Source organism: Oribacterium sp. oral taxon 078 str. F0262 (assembly GCF_000160135.1).
GTDB lineage: Bacteria > Bacillota > Clostridia > Lachnospirales > Lachnospiraceae > Oribacterium.
Genome location: NZ_GG729934.1, coordinates 480,083 through 496,383 on the forward strand (window position 1 = coordinate 480,083; position 16,301 = coordinate 496,383).

Consider the following 16,301-nt stretch of genomic DNA (forward strand, 5'->3'; position numbering starts at 1 on the left):
GGTTCTTCCGCCCCTCTGTATTTCCTCTTCTCTGATGATCACAGGATCAAAAGAGTAAAGGAAAGCAGTGAGAGCAGCAGACTGATAATGGTAAACACTGTCACCACGCGGGTCTCCGACCACCCCAGAAGTTCAAAATGGTGATGGATCGGCGCCATGCGGAAAATCCGCCTGCCGTGGCTTAGCTTAAAATAGGAAACCTGAATGATGACAGATAATACCTCCAAAAGATAGATAAAAGCGAAAAGAGGGATATAAAGAGGAATCCCAAGCTCAATGGCAAGTGCGGAGACGAAACCGCCCAGCGCGAGAGAGCCGGTATCTCCCATAAATACCCTGGCCGGATAAGCATTGAAGCAGAGAAAACCGAGAAGAGCGCCGAGCATGGCACCGCACAGCGGCACAAGCTCTCTCTCCCCGATAAAAATGGCATAAATCCCCAAAAAGAGCGAGATCACCGCTGTGACGGAGGAGCAGAGCCCATCGAGGCCGTCCGTAAAGTTCGCACCGTTGTCCGTAGCCGTCACGATGAAAAGAAGCGCCGGGATATAGAAGGGGCCGAGCTTCAGCATAGAGCGGGTAAAGGGGATGCGAAGGGCGCTCTCATGATCCGGCAAAAGGCAGATCCAGAGGGAAAAAAGAAGCGTGATCAGAAGCTGCAGGAAAAACTTCTGCTTCGGATTCAAGCCCTCCGAATGATGCTTTAAGACCTTGATGGAATCATCCAGGAAGCCGACTGCCGCAAAGCCGAGCGTGAGGAAAAGCGCCGGCCGGATCTTCGGAAAGCGAAGCGCATAGAAGACAGAGGGCACGAGAAGCGAAAGGAGGAAGATGATCCCGCCCATAGTGGGAGTTCCCTTTTTCTTAAGATGTGTCTCAGGCCCGTCCTCCCTCACCTCCTGCCCGAACTTGAGCTTATGAAGCTCCGGTATCAGGGGAATCGCGAGTAAAACGGCGAGGACAAAGGACAGGACTGTGGATAAGGTGAAATCGAGGTACATGCTTCTCTCCATGAATTGCTCCGCTGCAAGGCGGCTGATCGGTGTTTTTCTTTCGAATCGGATCGATCTTCTGCTTCTGATCCGTTTCTGCGTCTTCATCGGGCCGATGCCGCGCTCTCCGCTGCCTTCGTCCCGGAGGAGCTCTCCTCCCGGCTCCGGCCGGATTCCGTCTCCGCGCGGCTGCTTTCCGCATTCTCCGAGGAACTCGGGAGCTCTGCCGGGACATCCGCTCCCCCCTCTCCCGAGAGACTCTCGTCCCCGGGGCCTTCCTTTTTGCTTTCCTCCTCGCTGCTGCTCTCCGCGGCGCTCCCGCTCTCTTCTCCCGCTCCCAGCCCTTCCCGGTTGATCCCCTCCGGCTGAGCGGAGAGACTCTCATTCAAAGAGTTCTTCGGGTCGGTCTTCCCCTCCGGCGGGATATCGAGATACTGCAGGGAATCATTCATGATTTTCTGCTCGATCTTCGTCGCGAAGGAGGCGCTGGCCTGATCCTCTCCCTCCTTGTTCGGCGTGTCCACGATGACATAGACGAGGATCTGCGGATCATCAACGGGGGCAAAGCCGCAGAAGGAGACCAGATAGTTTTTCTCGGAGCGGGGAAGCTTCTGCGCAGTCCCGGTCTTTCCCCCGACCTTGTAGCCCTGGATCTTTGCCGGCTGTCCGGTCCCGTGCTCCACCGTCTGATAGAGCGCCTGCCGGAGAAAGTCGCAGCTCTTTACGGAGCTTGTGACCCGGAGAAGCTCCGGCTTTACATCCTGAAGCACAGTTCCATTGGAGTTTCGGATCTGCTTTACAATATGGGGCTTATAGTAGCTTCCGCCGTTTAGGATACTGCAGTAGGCCGCGGCCATCTGAATCATGGACACATTGAAATTCTGCCCGAAGGAGTTTGTCGCGAGAGTGGTCTTTCCGAGTGCATCGGCGCTGTAGACAAGGCCCGAGGTGTCCACCTCTGCAGGGAGGTCAATGCCGGTCTTCTCCCCGAAGCCGAAGAGGTGCTGATATTTCGCGAATTTCTCCTTTCCCTCCGCAAAGGCAGCATCCAGCATGTAAATATTGCAGGACTCCATCAGCGCCTGTTCCGCATTCAGCTGTCCGTGGCCATCCCGGTTGTGGCACTGGATCTTCCAGCTGTGTGTGCCGTCGCTCAGCTGGATAAAGCCCTTGCACTCATAGACGGTGTTCGGCGTGATTGCCCCCTCATCGAGCGCTCCCGCAAGGGTAAAGGGCTTCACCGTGGAGCCGGGTTCATAGCTGTCCGTGACCACGGGGTTTCTCCAAAGCTGATCCCAGACCGCCTTCTGCCCCGCCGTCTTCAGCTCGTCCTCGGTATATTGACTTAAAACCTGCGCGTCCGTCACGCTGCCCTGATCCGGATAGTTTTTCCGGAAGCCCTCGACCAGCTTTTTCCGGCCGATCTCCCTGAGCTTCTGATCGGTATAGACGGTCGGGTCCAGATTCCTGGGATTATTGAGATCATAGCGGTTCGTGCTCGCCATCGCGAGCACCTCCCCATTATTCGGGTCCATGACGATCGCCGCGGCCATCTTGGAACCGACATCATCGACCTGCCACTCCTGCAGATACTTTTCCGCCGCGCTCTGTATATTATAATTGATGGTACTGACGATATTGTTTCCGTCCGTCGCATCCTTTAAAACACTCTGCAGCTTTGTGTCAAAGTCGAGAAAGCCGTATTTCCTGCCGTTGACCCCTGTCAGCTTGTCATTATAATACTGCTCGATGCCCCCGCTCCCCGAAGTCCCGTCTCCGGAGGAAAAGCCGAGCACGGTGCAGGCGAGAGAGCCGTAGGGATAATTCCTCTTATAGCTGAGCTCAAAGCTGACGCCCCCGATCTGCTGCAATTTTTCCTCCTCTCCCTCCTTTTTGCTCTTCTTCTGCTCCCTTCTCTGCTTCGCCCAGAGCTTCTTCAGTCTTTGGTTCTCCGCCTCCTTGAACTGATCGAAGCGCTCCTTGTCCTCAAAGCTGAGCTGCCTTTGATATCTCGCGTACCTCTTCCCGGATCTCTCAGAGAGGAACTTCTCCACCTGCTCTGTCTCATCCCCCAGGATCTTCGAGATCGCCGCAACCGTCGCGCTGTGATAGGGCTGCTCCGGATCCAGAATCTCCTTCGGATCCAAAATCATGGTATAGACCGCCTGGCTCGTCGCCAGCACCGTTCCGTTTCGATCCGTGATATCTCCCCTCCGGAAGGGGATGCTCTCCGAGCGGTAATGCGCCTGCCTCTGCGAGCGGATCATCCTCTGATAGTCCTGCCCGTTTCCGCGAATCGTCTGATAGATCGAAAAGGTGAGGTACAGAAAGAGAAGCAGGAAGAAAAGCAATATCAAAAAGAGCTTCTGCTGCATATAGAGCGGCAGAAGCTTTGGCTCCTGCCCGCTGTTCTCCTCAGTGCTTCGGGATTTCTTCATACTGCCTCACATAACCGTTTTCTGCCCTCTTGTAGTGGATGATCTGCTCCTCCCCGGCATAGATCATCCCGAGCTCCTTTGTCGCAACCTGATAGATCTCATCGGGACTGACCGCATTGGAAATATAATTTTGCATGGCATCGTTTTCCGAACGCCTTTTCTCAAGCTTGTCCCTCAGGCGCTCGATGCGCTGCTCCCTCGTATTGATCTCGGTATGAAGCTGCACATAATTCAGGCAGATCCCGACAGCGAGAAGAAAGGAGAGAAAGAGCATGAACTGAAAGTAAAAGCTCCACGCTCCGCTCTTTTTCCGGAGACGGCTGCTCCGCTCCGTCTCACAGCGAAGCTGCATTTTTCGAAGCTCCGCGGCTCCCGGAGTCAAAAAACGCGGGCTGTCCCGCTTCACTCCCTCTGTCTCCCCCTTTCGATGCTGCTTTATCGCTCTTAAGCTCCTCCCGGCAGAAGACGCTTCCGCTTTGGCTCTCTTCGCATCGGAGGACGAAGCCCCGAGTCTCCTCTCTCTCTGAAGCGCCGTTTTTCCCGCGAGAACCCTGTCGCTTTGGCTCCTTCCGACTCTCCGGGACAGCTCCTGCCTCCCGCCGGCTCTCCTCACTCTCTCCCCTTTTCGACCCATCGAAGCCTCGGCAGCGCCGACAGTCCATCGCATTCTATCCATAGCGCGCCGTGCCATAAACCTCCCCTCCTCTCAAAACAGATAGGATTCGGATCCGAAAAACGGCCGATCCATTCCCGCCGTAAAAATCAATTTCCCTCCGTCCTCTTCTCAAAAATCCGAAGCTTCGCGCTCTGAGATCTCCGATTCTCAAGAAGCTCCTCCTCCGACGGCAGGATCGGCTTCTTCGTGAGAACGATCCCCCTGGATTTCCTCCCGCAGCTGCATACCGGAAAATCCGGCGGGCAGATACAGGGCTTCTCAGCCGTCCGGAATTTGCTTTTTACGATCCGATCCTCCAGCGAATGGAAGCTGATCACACAGAGCCTCCCGCCCTCCGAAAGGAGATCTATCATCCGGTCCAGAGTATTCTCCAAAACCTCCAGCTCCCGGTTCAGTTCAATCCGGATCGCCTGAAAGCTTCGCTTTGCGGGATGTCCGGAGAGAGCGCGGACACGGGCAGGGATCGCCCCCGAGATGATGCCGGAGAGCTCCAATGTCGTTTCAATCCGTTTCTTCTCCCGATACTGCACGATGTGCTTTGCGATATTTCTGGCAAAGTGGTCCTCGCCGTAGTCCCGGATGATCCGAAAGAGGGCCTCCTCACTGTAGGAGTTGACGATATCCGCCGCAGTCCTCTCTCCTCTTTGATCCATCCTCATGTCAAGCGCTGCATCCGTCCTGTAGGAAAATCCTCTCTCCCCCTCATCCAGCTGATAGCTGGATACCCCGAGGTCAAGGCAGATGCCGTCGACCCGCTCGATCTGAAGCCGCATCAGAATTTCGGCGATATCCTCATAATTGCCTCTCACGATGACAGCCCGGTCCCGGTAGTCCTTAAGGCGCTCCGAGGCCGCCTCTATCGCTGCTCCGTCCTGGTCGATGCCGATGAGCCTCCCTCTCCCGGAAAGCCGCTCACAGATGGAAAGCGCGTGTCCTCCGCCCCCGAGCGTGCCGTCCACATAGACCCCGTCCGCGCGAATTGCGAGTCCCTCTATCGTCTCCCGCAGAAGCACACTGTAATGATGGAATGTCAAATTCCGAGTCCCTCCATATCCTCCGCGAGCTCCGCACTGTCCGAAAAATCGTTCTCGCTGATCCACCTCTCGTTGTCCCAAAGCTCCGCGTGGTCCCCCACGCCGATCAGGCAGACATCCTTTCGAAGCCCCGCCTTCTCCCTCAGAACCTGCGGGATCAGAATCCGGCCCTGTCCGTCCAGCTCACAGCTGACCGCGCTTCCAAGCAAAAAACGCTTCAGCCTCCGGGCCTTCTCATTGGTCATGGGGAGTGCGGCGAGCTTCTCCTCGAGCAGCTTCCACTCCGCCGGAGCATACATGGAAAGGCAGCCGTCCAGAGAGCGGGTGAGGACAAACTCCCTGTTCAGATTCTCCCGGAAACGAACAGGGACTATCATCCTCCCCTTTCCATCCAGATTATGATGATACTCTCCGGTAAACATCCAGATGTCACCACTTTCCGCCACTTTTCCCCACTTCATTATAATAATGCCTGTCTCATACTGAATTGTCAAGGCAAGAGAAAGCGACAAAATATATGGCGTTTCTTACGTTTTGCTGTATAAGTGCATAAGTTCCCACCATAAAAAAAGGGCGGGACCCCGCGGCGTCCCACCCCCTTCTGAAAAAACGGGAAGCTCTCCCAGCGCTCAAAAAACGAGGAGAGACCGATCTTTTTTAAACATTAAATCGGAAAAGTACAACATCTCCATCCTGCATAACATAATCCTTCCCCTCCATGCGGACAAGCCCCTTTTCCCGGGCCGCAGAAAGCGATTTAAGATCCAGAAGATCCTTGTAATTTACGACCTCCGCCTTGATAAAGCCCCGCTCAAAATCAGAATGAATCTTACCCGCTGCCTGCGGCGCCTTTGTCCCCTTTTTAATCGTCCAGGCCCGGCTTTCCTTTTCTCCGGCCGTGAGGAAGGACATTAAGCCAAGAAGAGAATAGGACGCTCTTACGATCTTATCCAGCCCGGACTCCGAAAGCCCCAGGGATTCCAGATACTCTGTCCTCTCCTCCTCCGGAAGCTCCGAAATCTCCTGCTCGATCTGAGCACTGATGACAAAGACCCCGGAGCCAGTCTCCTTCGCATAGCCCCGGACCTTTTGTACATGGGGATTTCCCGTCCCGTCATCGGAGAGACTGTCCTCCGATACATTGCAGGCGTAGATCACCGGCTTTCTGGTGAGGAGATCCAGGCTGTCCACAAAGGCATTCTTATCCTCGTCTCCCGCGTCAAAGCCGATCGCGAGCTTTCCACTCTCCAGATATTGATAAAGCTCGGACAAAAGCATAAGCTCCGCCTTCGCCTCCTTATCGTTCTGGGAAAGCTTTTTCAGCTTCTGCATTCTCCTCTCCAAAAGATCCAGATCGGAGAAGATGAGCTCCAGATTGATCGTCTCGATGTCCCGAAGCGGATCCACAGAGCCGTCGACATGGATCACATTGGGATCCTCAAAGCAGCGGACGACATGGACGATCGCGTCGGTCTCCCGGATATTGGAGAGAAACTGATTTCCGAGGCCCTCCCCCTTGGAGGCCCCCTTCACAAGCCCGGCAATATCCACAAATTCTATCACCGCCGGCGTTGTCTTCTCGGAATGATAGAGCTCCGAGAGCAGATGGAGCCGTTCGTCCGGCACAGCGACAACCCCCACATTGGGATCTATCGTGCAAAAGGGATAGTTTGCGGCCTCTGCCCCCGCCCGCGTGATAGCATTAAAGAGAGTCGATTTCCCGACATTTGGAAGACCAACGATTCCTAATTTCATAGATAAACTCCTTGATACCCATGTGAAAGCCCCGACTGACAACAGTCGGAGCAAGAGCGCCCTCTGCCTTTTCCGTACCTATTCTAAACGTCCTCTTGCGGGAAAGCAATAAGCAGCTTCTATAAGACATTGTCACCACAGCGGGCGAAGACAATAAAAAGGAGCTTTCACTCTTCTCGAAAAGGCCTTCCTCCTTTGGGAAAGGATCGGATTCGGCGGATCGGGTGAGCTTCAGGCCCTCCTGATCTCTTTCCTATGCTCCACCATCATCCAATATCTCGTTTTCCTCCCATATTCCGGGATATTCTCCTCGATATAATCCCTTTTAAAATACAAAAAGCGAAGCCCGATGATGCATCTTCTAAGCCCCAGGACCTTCGACAGCCGGTTCACATCCCCTTCCTTCACATCTTCCTGTGCGAGATCAGGGAGAGGGGAAAGCCGCCTCAAGCTCCTCTATCTTCGGTATCGAAGGCTCCGCCCCCGCCGAGGCCACGGCCAGTGACGCCGCCTTCGATGCAAGATCCATGCTTTCTTTCGCTGAATACCCCTTCCATATTCCCGACACAAAGTATCCCGTGAAGCTGTCTCCCGCCGCGGTGGTATCCATAACCTTAGCCGGATAGATATCCTGCTGATAGTCCATACCCTCCTCCGCATATAGAGATCCCCTTTTTCCCAGGGTAAGAACGATCTTCGAGCCGGGAAATCTCTTCAGCATCTCATGGATCTGCTCCTCCTCCCTCTTTTCATCTCCTCCCAGAAGCTGCGCGATTTCAATTTCATTCAGAATAAAATAATTCACATAGCATAGGGGGCAGGAGCGCAGAGCTTCATTCATCGGAGAAGGATTCAGGATGATTCTCATTCCTCTTTCATGCGCCTTTTCCATGAGGTAAACCATATTGCTGATTTCATTTTGGAGCAAAAGGAAGTCCCCTTCCGAAAAATCCGAGAGAACCTCATCGATGTATTCTCTGGAAATCCTTTGATTCGCTCCGCCGTGCAGAATGATGCAGTTATTGCCGCTCTGATCTCTCTGAATGACCGCATTCCCGGTTCGGCTCTCCTTTGAGCTCCTGATATAGCGGGTATTCACTCCGGCCTTTTTCATGAGCTCGATCAGAAAATCATCTCCCTGTCCGATCATCCCCGCGTGGAAAACCGGGATCCCGGATCTCGCCAGTGCAATGGATTGATTCAGTCCCTTCCCTCCGGGGAAAATCTGCAGCTCATCCGCCAATATGGTTTCTCCGGGTTGAACAAAATGCTCTACAGAATACACATAATCCAGATTGATCGAACCAAAATTCAATATTCTCATCTTCTGTCCTTCGAAATTTCATATTCGGCGTTTCCGCTATTTTATCAGCCACGCCGCAAGATTCGCAAACAGCCTCTCATAGCCCTCCCATTCACAAAACTCCGGCGGAGCCCAGTGCGGCGCACAGTCTGTGGTCAATACCGCGCTTCTCCCCTTTCCATAGCTTCCGACCGCAAGAAAAGGATCCCCGCAGACCGAAGCCAATACCTCTGTCCCGGGCTTTTCCATTGTTTTATTATATCCCAAAATCCGAGGCCATTCTCCCCTGATCCCGTCCAGAATCTCATGCTCCGGCATAAGCGTCTCCGGGCGCACCCCTTCGCAGTGCTCCTCCCGATCATCTGTTTTCAGAAGCTCCACCGGGAGGACCTCCTGCACTGCCGTACTCCCCCACTTTCCCCTGGCGTCAATGCCGGAAAAGGTGAGATATCCGCCCACCATCAGAAGTGCTCCCCCATCAAGGACATAATCTCTGAGAAGATCGCAGCGATTGGGCCGAAGCTCACTCCTGGAAAAGGTCGCCGTCGGAAGCAAAAGCGTATTGGCTCCGATATCGGAGAGAACAATCAGATCGAAATTTCTTAATTTCTCCAGGCTGTACGGGAATTCCTCCATGGCCAAATGATTTGGCATAAAGACAAATTCATATCCCGCTTTCTCGAAGGCCGCCTTGATATATCGCTCTCCTGTCTCATAAACCGAGCTGTAGAAAGCATCAAAGCCCTTTACATGTGTCGTATAGCTCATCCATGACTCTCCCGCCAGCAGTATTCTCTTTGCCATAAACTCTCCTTTCTTTTCAGGCAGCGCAGAAATCCAGAATCAATTCCGCATAGATCAGGATCGCTTCCAGATAGGAATCGATTTCCACCCACTCATCCGTACTGTGACACTGCGCAAGATTCCCGGGCCCAAACTGTATCGTCTGGCAGCCTCCTATATTTCTCCAAAGCCTGGAATCGCAGCCCGCCGGTGAGCCTGTGATCTGCACCGGTTTTTTTCGGACCAGACTGTAGGCTCTTTGAAAGCTTTCCACCAGGCTCTGTCCCTCTCCCATTTCAAATCCGCCGCCGGCCTGATAGACCGTCAGCTTCGGAGGATGCTTTTCCAGCCAAAGGTCCGAGCGGGAGACTCTCGAGATCAAATCCTCGATCTCCCCGACGAGCCCCTGATAATTCATCTGTCCCGGGATATAGTGCACGCAGAGCTCAAAGCAGCATTCGGAAGGCACGGTGGATCCCGCGCTTCCTCCCCGAATCACCCCGACATTCAGACTCGGAGAGGGCAGCAGCGGATGCCGGTATTTCAGGAGCCACTCATGCTCCATCTCGTGCATGGCCTCGATGATTTTTATCGCCTTTTCAATGGCACTGACTCCGGCTTTCTTCTCCCCGGAATGGCAGGACTTTCCCTCCACCTCTACCCGGAAGAACACAAAGCCCATATGAGCGAGAATCAGTTCATCTCCTGTTCCCTCACAGACCACCACTCCATCCGCTCTCAGTCCGGACATAAGAGCCTGAACGGAGCCGTTTCCTCCCCCTTCCTCATCGCATACGGACGCGATAATAAGCTCTCCCGGGATTTCTCTTTCCGCGTCCTTCAGCAGCTGGACCGCCATCACTGAGGCCATAAGACCCGCTTTCATATCTGCGGTTCCGCGCCCGTACATCCTTCCGCCTTCGATTCTCGCCTCAAACGGCGGACTTTTCCACTCCTTTTCATTATCCGCGGGCATCACGTCCATATGTCCGTTCAGGATGAGACTTCTCCCCCTGCCCTCTGTCCCAAATCCCGCGTACAGATTATAGCGCTTCTCCAGCTTATGTCCGAGATTTCCCTCATGCCAGAGCTCATGGCAGCGTTTGATATCCGCTTCCTTCAGGGGATCCAGTCTCAGCCGTGCCCCCATCTCCCGGAGAAGCCGGGCCAGATAATCCTGCCCCTCCTTCTCCAGTCCTCCGTCAATCCCATGTCCCAGCACATGGGTATCGATCTCCACCAGCTCCGCGAGTCTCTTGATATAATACTCCTTGTTTTTTTCCAGAATCTCTCTTAAATCAAGCATTCCCATCCTTCCTCCCGCAAAACGTATTCCATGCGGGAATGCGGGCAGTTTCACCCTTAGTACAGGGGATCCGCATCCCGCCTTATCCGTATCTTCTCAGCCCGGACTCAATGCAGTCCCAGAAGCGCTCCACCTGAATGTCCACTGCCACATCCGCTGTGGCCTCCCTGTGCAGATAGCCAAAGTAATCGCAATTGGTTCGCCCATAGGACTGCTCGCTGCGGATATCAATCTCGACATTCATCGCCTTGGTTTTCAGAATATCCGGATCAATTAGATAGGCGACAGGCACCGGATCGTGGAGCGGTCCCCCCTCCCAGCCGAAAACCTCCTTCTGCGTCCTGCAAAAGTGTCCCATCAAGTCCACAAAGAGCTTCGATGCCTTATTGCCGATCCTTCCCATGCGCTCCACAATCTCCGGGAAGCACAAGGCCTTCCTCGTCACATCCAGTCCCGCCATTGTGATCGGCCGCCCGGAGTTGAAACAGACGTATGCTGCTTCCGCATCTGCCGCAATATTGAACTCGGCCGCCGGAGTGATATTGCCGTTTCCATAGGAGCCTCCCATCAGGACGATCCTCTCGATTTTATCGAGAATTCCGGGATTCATCCGCATCGCCATGGCAAGGTTTGTCATGGGACCGGTCGTCACCATGGTTACGGCTTCCTCAGAGGATAAAAGCGAACGGATGATGAACGTAACCGCATGCTCCTCTTCCACGGTCCTTTTGAGCTCCGGAAACACAGGTCCGTCCAGGCCGCTGCTTCCATGAATGTCAGCCGCGTGAATCCTTTTCCTGACCATCGGCTGGCCGCATCCCGCGTAAACCGGGATATCCAGCTCCAGATACTGAAGGACATTGAGGGCATTTGGGGAAGTTTTTTCTATCGTCTGATTCCCCGAAACCACCGTGATCCCCAAAATCTCCAGCTCCGGCGCTCTTCCGGCCAGCATAATGGCTACCGCATCATCATGTCCCGGATCACAGTCCAGAATGATTTTTCTCCTCTTCATAAATCTCTCCGATCTTTTCGCTTGTTTTCTGTACTGCGTAAAATATTCTCCGGCTGATCTCTGTCCTTAAAGCCGGAGTCTCTGCCGAAAATTCATACATCCCTCCTCCGCCTGAGCTCTAATGACGATCCTATGCCTTCCCGGCATCTGTTCTCATGGCAGGGAGCAGGGCGGATTCTCTCCTCCTTATCGTTTTTCTCTTTACGATAAGGGAAAGCGACAAAATGAGAATCGTGACCAGATACGGCATCATCAGCACAAACTGCGCGGGAAAGCCATAGGCCTGCAGTCTGGCCCCGACGGAATCCGAAAAGCCGAATAAGAGACAGCCTACGGAGGTCAGAATCGGATTCGCCCCGCCGAAATACATCGCGGCGACTCCCATGAATCCTCGATTATTCGTCATATTTTCGACAAACTGCGAGCTGTAGCCAAGGGAAAGATGTGCTCCCGCCAGTCCTCCGATGAGGCCGGAAATCAGCATCGCCTGGTAGCGGACCGTATCGACGGGAATTCCGGCGGTCCGGGCGGCATCCGGAAATTTCCCGACGGCCCGGAGGCGCAGTCCCCAAACCGTCTTATAAAACAGAAATTCCAGAAAAAGCACGAGAAAAAGCACCAGCCATTCCGTGAGGCAGCAGTCATTCCATAAGTCCCCCAGGATCGGCACATGCTCGAGAAAAGCAAAATGCAGCCTTGGAATGACGGAAAGACCCGGATCGGAAAAGCTTCCGCTCGTCTTGAAAATTGCCTGCAGCAGAAATTTACTGATTGCAATGGCAAAAAGATTCACCCCCATCCCGATTGCGCAGATTTCCGAGTGATACTTGATGTGTCCTACAGCCATGATCAGCGAGATCAGAGCCCCGCTCAGCATTGCCGCGAATACCCCAAGAATCCATGTTCCCGTGAAAAAGCTGACTGTCACTGCCGTAAACGCGCCGACGAGCATGATTCCCTCTGTGCCGATATTCAGGATATTGGCCTGCTGCGTGATTGCCGCACATAAGGCCGCGTAGATGATCGGCGCGGAGGCCCGGAATGTAGCATAGATCAGCGACAGATTAAATATTTTCCCTGAATTTCCCATTAGCTTCCTCCCTCTTCCTCCGCCCCGGAAGGAAGACTGAGCGCCTCCCTCTTTTTTCCTTTGCGCCGTTCCAGGACAAAATCCATTGTGGCGACAATGATGAATACCGCAGATACCGTATCCACTATGGACTTCGGAACATTCGTGGCCTGCTGCATCGCCATGGCTCCGGCTTTTAAAACGGAGAGAAAAAAGGCGATAAATGGCGTGAAGAAAACATTGGATTTCACAATTAAGGCGGCGAGCATGCCGTTGATTCCCAGGTCCTTTGCGAAATTATCCAGATAATAGCCATGTACCCCCAGGACCTCGATGCAGCCCGCGATCCCGCCGAGCATCCCCGAGAGAAGCATGCAGGATATGAATACGCGTTTGGAAGAGGTCCCTGTGTAATCCGCATTCATTGGATTTGTCCCCACCATTTTGATTTTATACCCCCATTTGCTTTTACAGAGCATAAGGATAATCAGAATGACCAGAAAAATTGCGATAAAGATTCCCGCATTGGCTGAAGACGGCTTTATGATTTTGGGCAGGGTCACCAGTACGGGCGCTGACTGAGGAATCGCGGATCCCGCGCTCATCGGTCCACTCACGAGATACGAAGCGATATAGACTGCCACCGTATTCATCAAAATCGTCACACAGACCTCCGATACATTGTAGTACACCTTTAATACCGCCGGAATCAGCGCCCATAGTCCCGATACGATCACAGCCCCCAAAAAGCATGCGGCATAGAGAAGAGACACCGGGAGAAAGCCCCAGTTAATTCCGATATACGCCGCGGTAATTCCCCCGAGAATTACCTCTCCCTCCACTCCGACATTGAACGCCCCCGCCTTCGCCGCAAGCGCAAAGGCCGTAGAGGTCAGAAGAAGCGGCGTAAAGCCCGCTATCACGGTCCCAAGCCCCAGCCTCGTCCCGAAGGCGCCTCTCAGCAAAGCGGCATAGGCCAGTATCGGATTTTCTCCAATAAGAAGGATGAATAATGCGCCGATTCCCAGGGCCATCGCGAGAATGAGCAAAATCCTGAATACAGCCCTATATGCGTTCATATTTTCTTTCCTCTTTCCCGCCTCCCATCATAAGGAGCCCCAGATTATTTTCGTTCGCATCCGATACCGGCATTTCCCCGGTGATTCTGCCCTCATGGATCACGATAATACGGTCGGAAAGAGAGAGAATTTCCTCCAGCTCCGCCGAGACCAGCAGGATCCCGCTCCCCTCTCTTCTGGCTTTCTCCAAAGCGGCCCTTATGGATTCTATCGCCCCGATATCCACTCCTCTTGTGGGCTGTGCCGCTATCAAAACCTTCTTTTTCAGAGACAGCTCTCTCGCGACCACCAGCTTCTGCGCATTCCCGCCGGAAAGCGCTGCGCTTGGCCCCTTGCAGTTGTTCGGGCGGATGTCAAAGCTTCTGATCAGCTCTTCACCATGGCGTTCCATCGCCCTTTGGTTCAGATAAGGCCCCTTCGAATACGGCGCCTGATCGATTTCTACGGAAAGCAGATTTTCCAGGACGTTCATGCTGCGGTTTAATCCTCTGACATTTCTGTCTTCCGGAATGTGAGAAAGCCCCAGCTTTCTGATCCTCTTCGGCGTCTGATTCGCGATATCAATGCCGTCTAAAAGGATCCTTCCCCTCTCAACCCTCCTTAAGCCCGTAATTGCCTCAATCAGCTCCGACTGTCCGTTTCCGTCGATCCCCGCGAGGCCGAGGATCTCGCCCTCCCGGAGGGAAAATGACATTCCGCGAATCTTCGAGCTCTCCTTTGCGCTGGGAACCCAGACATCGCAAAGCTCCAGCACCACCTCTCCAGGCACGCCTCTTTTCCCTCCTCCGCTCAAAAAGACCTCTCTCCCGATCATATGCTTCGTGAGCTCCAGCGGGGAGGTCTCCTCCTTATTCATGCTTCCGCGGAATACCCCCTGCCGCATGACAGAAATTCTGTCGGAAATATCCATGACCTCATTCAGCTTATGGGAGATAAAGACCAGAGACTTCCCCTCTTTTTTGAGATTTCTCATAATCTCGAAAAGCTTCTGCGTCTCCTGTGGCGTAAGGACCGCCGTGGGCTCATCCAATATGATAATCTCCGCTCCCCTCATCAGAGTCTTTATGATCTCAACGCGCTGTGCCTCCCCTACGGAAATCTGTCCCACCTTTTTGTCCAGCGGAAGCTCCAGATGGTAGAGCTCAATGTACTTCCGGATCTCCTTCTCTGCCTTTGCGAAGTCGATCTTCAGACCTTTTTTAGGCTCAAAGCCAAGAATAATGTTTTCCAAAACGCTAAGCTCATTGACCAGCATGAATTCCTGGTGCACCATGCCGATTCCATGCTCGATCGCGATGCCGGGATTTAATCTCAGCATCCTTTCGCCCTTGATGAAGATTTCCCCTTTGTCGATCGGATACATCCCATAGAGGAGCTTCATCATGGTAGATTTTCCGGCGCCATTTTCTCCGATTAAAGAATGGATCTCTCCCTTTTTCAGATTGAAGCTACCATCTTTGACCGCGCAGACCTCAGCGAATGATTTGGACACCGAAAGCATCTCAACGACATATTCTTCCTTCACCATCGCCTCCCAAAACCCGATTTTGGATCGAAGGAATGTGAAGTCCTCTTTCCGGGCTTCACATCCTCTCTTCTTTACTGCAGGCTTTAGGCTTCCGGCCCGAAGCCCTCGTAATTTTTAACCTCTATTTCTCCAGAGGCAATCTTCTTCTCCAGCTCTTCACACTTGTCCACGATATCCTGGGGGAATTTCTCCCCAAGCGCTTTCTTCATCACGGAAAAATCCGTCAGACTGACTCCTCCCTCTGCAAGCGTCAGATACTGTGTCGTCCCTCCGCGGAAGCTTCCGTCTGCGGCCGCCTGAATGATAAGATAGCAGGCATTGTCCACCCTCTTTACCATAGAGGTCAGTACAGAGCCCGGCTGATCCGCGTCCTGATTCAGATCCACGCCGATGGCATATTCCCCGGCCTCCTTCGCCGCTTCCAGGACTCCGGTTCCCGTTCCGGACGCGACATTCATGACAATGTCAGCCCCCTGCTCATATTGGGCCAGCGTCAGCTCCTTTCCCTTCAGAGGGTCCGACCAAGACCCCGCAAAAGACTGAAGGATGGAGATATCGGGGGCAATATACTTTGCGCCCTGTTCATAGCCGACATAAAAATCATGCAGGACAGGGATATCCATCCCTCCTACCCAGCCTATGATATGCTCCGGGTTTACTCCCTTGATCTCTGTCTTCTGGGTGAACATCGCCGCAGCCGCCCCCGCCAGAAAGGATCCCTGATTCTGTGCGAAGCTGATAGATTCCACATTGGGGAGATCCACCTTTGTATCGATGATCGCGAATTTGATCTTCGGATAATCAGGAGCATGCTTTGCAATATAATCCGCCATATTGGAGGAGCTTCCGATCACCAGATCATAGCCCCCTTCACAAGCGGAAAGCAGATTCGCCTCCCATTCCTGCGCGCTAGTCCCCTCCAGAGACTTTAATTCAATGCCAAAATCCGAAACGGCCTTCTGCGCTCCGGCATTGCAGGAATCATTGTAGGATTTATCTCCCAGATTCCCCGTATAAACAATGCAGACTCTGAGCTTTTCCTTTTTTTCGTCCCCTTCCGGCTCCGCACTTTTTGCAGAGCTTCCCTTTTCCTCCGCCTTTTGAGATGCCGCCTCATTGGCCGAAGGGCCGCAGGCTCCGAGCATCAGGATGACGGCCATGGCAAGCAAGATACCGATCGCTCTCTTCATTTTTCCTCCTTTTCTTTTTCATTTCACACGTAGGAAAATAGTTTCCTATATCATTTTCTTAATCTCTAAGATAGACGATAAGTCCTCCTCTGTCAAGAGCGAATTTTGTGAATAATACCCTGTAAGCGCGATA

Annotated in this window: 16 protein-coding genes; all 16 read right to left on the bottom strand. The window is 53.3% G+C overall.

The features are described from left to right. Positions 1 to 38 precede the first annotated feature (38 nt). The gene (mraY, locus tag GCWU000341_RS05935; protein ID WP_242651628.1) at positions 39 to 1,013 is read right to left on the bottom strand and encodes a phospho-N-acetylmuramoyl-pentapeptide-transferase; all 975 of its coding nucleotides are present in this window, start codon (positions 1,011 to 1,013) and stop codon (positions 39 to 41) included. An 83-nt stretch (positions 1,014 to 1,096) separates the two neighbouring features. Continuing rightward, positions 1,097 to 3,430 carry a peptidoglycan D,D-transpeptidase FtsI family protein gene (locus GCWU000341_RS05940; protein WP_009214912.1) on the bottom strand — a complete coding sequence of 778 codons (2,334 nt, stop codon included), beginning with the start codon at positions 3,428 to 3,430 and terminating at the stop codon, positions 1,097 to 1,099. After that, positions 3,408 to 4,064 (bottom strand): hypothetical protein, encoded by a 657-nt coding sequence (locus GCWU000341_RS12635; protein WP_155812671.1) that lies wholly within the window; start codon positions 4,062 to 4,064, stop codon positions 3,408 to 3,410. Before GCWU000341_RS12635 ends, GCWU000341_RS05940 begins: the two co-directional genes overlap by 23 nt. A 128-nt stretch (positions 4,065 to 4,192) precedes the next feature. After that, positions 4,193 to 5,140 (bottom strand): 16S rRNA (cytosine(1402)-N(4))-methyltransferase RsmH, encoded by a 948-nt coding sequence (gene rsmH / locus GCWU000341_RS05950; protein ID WP_040653518.1) that lies wholly within the window; start codon positions 5,138 to 5,140, stop codon positions 4,193 to 4,195. Further along, positions 5,137 to 5,562, bottom strand: a complete 426-nt coding sequence (gene mraZ, locus GCWU000341_RS05955; RefSeq protein ID WP_036599811.1) for a division/cell wall cluster transcriptional repressor MraZ — start codon at positions 5,560 to 5,562, stop codon at positions 5,137 to 5,139. Before mraZ ends, rsmH begins: the two co-directional genes overlap by 4 nt. Positions 5,563 to 5,797: 235 nt before the next feature. Then, complete coding sequence (gene ychF / locus GCWU000341_RS05960; RefSeq protein WP_009214917.1) at positions 5,798 to 6,895, bottom strand: redox-regulated ATPase YchF; 1,098 nt, start codon at positions 6,893 to 6,895, stop codon at positions 5,798 to 5,800. Positions 6,896 to 7,126: 231 nt separating this feature from the next. Beyond that, positions 7,127 to 7,303, bottom strand: coding sequence for a hypothetical protein (locus tag GCWU000341_RS13490; RefSeq protein WP_009214918.1), 177 nt, complete (start codon positions 7,301 to 7,303; stop codon positions 7,127 to 7,129). Between the two features lie 16 nt (positions 7,304 to 7,319). Next, positions 7,320 to 8,219, bottom strand: coding sequence for a ribokinase (locus tag GCWU000341_RS05965; RefSeq protein ID WP_009214919.1), 900 nt, complete (start codon positions 8,217 to 8,219; stop codon positions 7,320 to 7,322). A gap of 36 nt (positions 8,220 to 8,255) precedes the next feature. After that, positions 8,256 to 9,002, bottom strand: coding sequence for a glutamine amidotransferase (locus tag GCWU000341_RS05970; protein ID WP_009214920.1), 747 nt, complete (start codon positions 9,000 to 9,002; stop codon positions 8,256 to 8,258). Positions 9,003 to 9,018: 16 nt separating this feature from the next. After that, positions 9,019 to 10,293, bottom strand: a complete 1,275-nt coding sequence (locus GCWU000341_RS05975; protein ID WP_009214921.1) for a M20 family metallopeptidase — start codon at positions 10,291 to 10,293, stop codon at positions 9,019 to 9,021. A 76-nt stretch (positions 10,294 to 10,369) separates the two neighbouring features. Beyond that, positions 10,370 to 11,302 carry a nucleoside hydrolase gene (locus GCWU000341_RS05980; RefSeq protein WP_009214922.1) on the bottom strand — a complete coding sequence of 311 codons (933 nt, stop codon included), beginning with the start codon at positions 11,300 to 11,302 and terminating at the stop codon, positions 10,370 to 10,372. Beyond that, positions 11,271 to 11,402: a hypothetical protein gene (locus GCWU000341_RS14085; RefSeq protein ID WP_009214923.1), complete on the bottom strand. Its 132-nt coding sequence runs from the start codon at positions 11,400 to 11,402 to the stop codon at positions 11,271 to 11,273. Before GCWU000341_RS14085 ends, GCWU000341_RS05980 begins: the two co-directional genes overlap by 32 nt. Positions 11,403 to 11,432: 30 nt before the next feature. Further along, a complete protein-coding gene (locus tag GCWU000341_RS05985) occupies positions 11,433 to 12,392 on the bottom strand; it encodes an ABC transporter permease (protein WP_009214924.1) in 960 nt (319 codons plus the stop codon). Then, complete coding sequence (locus GCWU000341_RS05990) at positions 12,392 to 13,450, bottom strand: ABC transporter permease (protein ID WP_009214925.1); 1,059 nt, start codon at positions 13,448 to 13,450, stop codon at positions 12,392 to 12,394. Before GCWU000341_RS05990 ends, GCWU000341_RS05985 begins: the two co-directional genes overlap by 1 nt. After that, on the bottom strand, positions 13,437 to 14,978 hold the full coding sequence (locus GCWU000341_RS05995; RefSeq protein ID WP_009214926.1) for an ABC transporter ATP-binding protein: 1,542 nt from the start codon (positions 14,976 to 14,978) through the stop codon (positions 13,437 to 13,439). Before GCWU000341_RS05995 ends, GCWU000341_RS05990 begins: the two co-directional genes overlap by 14 nt. A gap of 83 nt (positions 14,979 to 15,061) precedes the next feature. Then, positions 15,062 to 16,168, bottom strand: a complete 1,107-nt coding sequence (locus GCWU000341_RS06000; RefSeq protein WP_009214927.1) for a BMP family lipoprotein — start codon at positions 16,166 to 16,168, stop codon at positions 15,062 to 15,064. Positions 16,169 to 16,301: the final 133 nt, after the last annotated feature.

Excerpts from the sequence above, each read along its gene's own strand:
- GCWU000341_RS05975 (WP_009214921.1), bottom strand. The coding sequence starts at position 10,293 with ATGGGAATGCTTGATTTAAGAGAGATTCTGGAAAAAAACAAGGAGTAT.
- GCWU000341_RS05980 (WP_009214922.1), bottom strand. The coding sequence starts at position 11,302 with ATGAAGAGGAGAAAAATCATTCTGGACTGTGATCCGGGACATGATGAT.
- GCWU000341_RS05985 (WP_009214924.1), bottom strand. The coding sequence starts at position 12,392 with ATGGGAAATTCAGGGAAAATATTTAATCTGTCGCTGATCTATGCTACA.
- mraZ (WP_036599811.1), bottom strand. The coding sequence starts at position 5,562 with ATGTTTACCGGAGAGTATCATCATAATCTGGATGGAAAGGGGAGGATG.
- ychF (WP_009214917.1), bottom strand. The coding sequence starts at position 6,895 with ATGAAATTAGGAATCGTTGGTCTTCCAAATGTCGGGAAATCGACTCTC.
- GCWU000341_RS05970 (WP_009214920.1), bottom strand. The coding sequence starts at position 9,002 with ATGGCAAAGAGAATACTGCTGGCGGGAGAGTCATGGATGAGCTATACG.
- mraY (WP_242651628.1), bottom strand. The coding sequence starts at position 1,013 with ATGGAGAGAAGCATGTACCTCGATTTCACCTTATCCACAGTCCTGTCC.
- GCWU000341_RS05965 (WP_009214919.1), bottom strand. The coding sequence starts at position 8,219 with ATGAGAATATTGAATTTTGGTTCGATCAATCTGGATTATGTGTATTCT.
- GCWU000341_RS05940 (WP_009214912.1), bottom strand. The coding sequence starts at position 3,430 with ATGAAGAAATCCCGAAGCACTGAGGAGAACAGCGGGCAGGAGCCAAAG.
- GCWU000341_RS05995 (WP_009214926.1), bottom strand. The coding sequence starts at position 14,978 with ATGGTGAAGGAAGAATATGTCGTTGAGATGCTTTCGGTGTCCAAATCA.
- GCWU000341_RS12635 (WP_155812671.1), bottom strand. The coding sequence starts at position 4,064 with ATGGGTCGAAAAGGGGAGAGAGTGAGGAGAGCCGGCGGGAGGCAGGAG.
- GCWU000341_RS05990 (WP_009214925.1), bottom strand. The coding sequence starts at position 13,450 with ATGAACGCATATAGGGCTGTATTCAGGATTTTGCTCATTCTCGCGATG.
- GCWU000341_RS06000 (WP_009214927.1), bottom strand. The coding sequence starts at position 16,168 with ATGAAGAGAGCGATCGGTATCTTGCTTGCCATGGCCGTCATCCTGATG.
- GCWU000341_RS14085 (WP_009214923.1), bottom strand. The coding sequence starts at position 11,402 with ATGTATGAATTTTCGGCAGAGACTCCGGCTTTAAGGACAGAGATCAGC.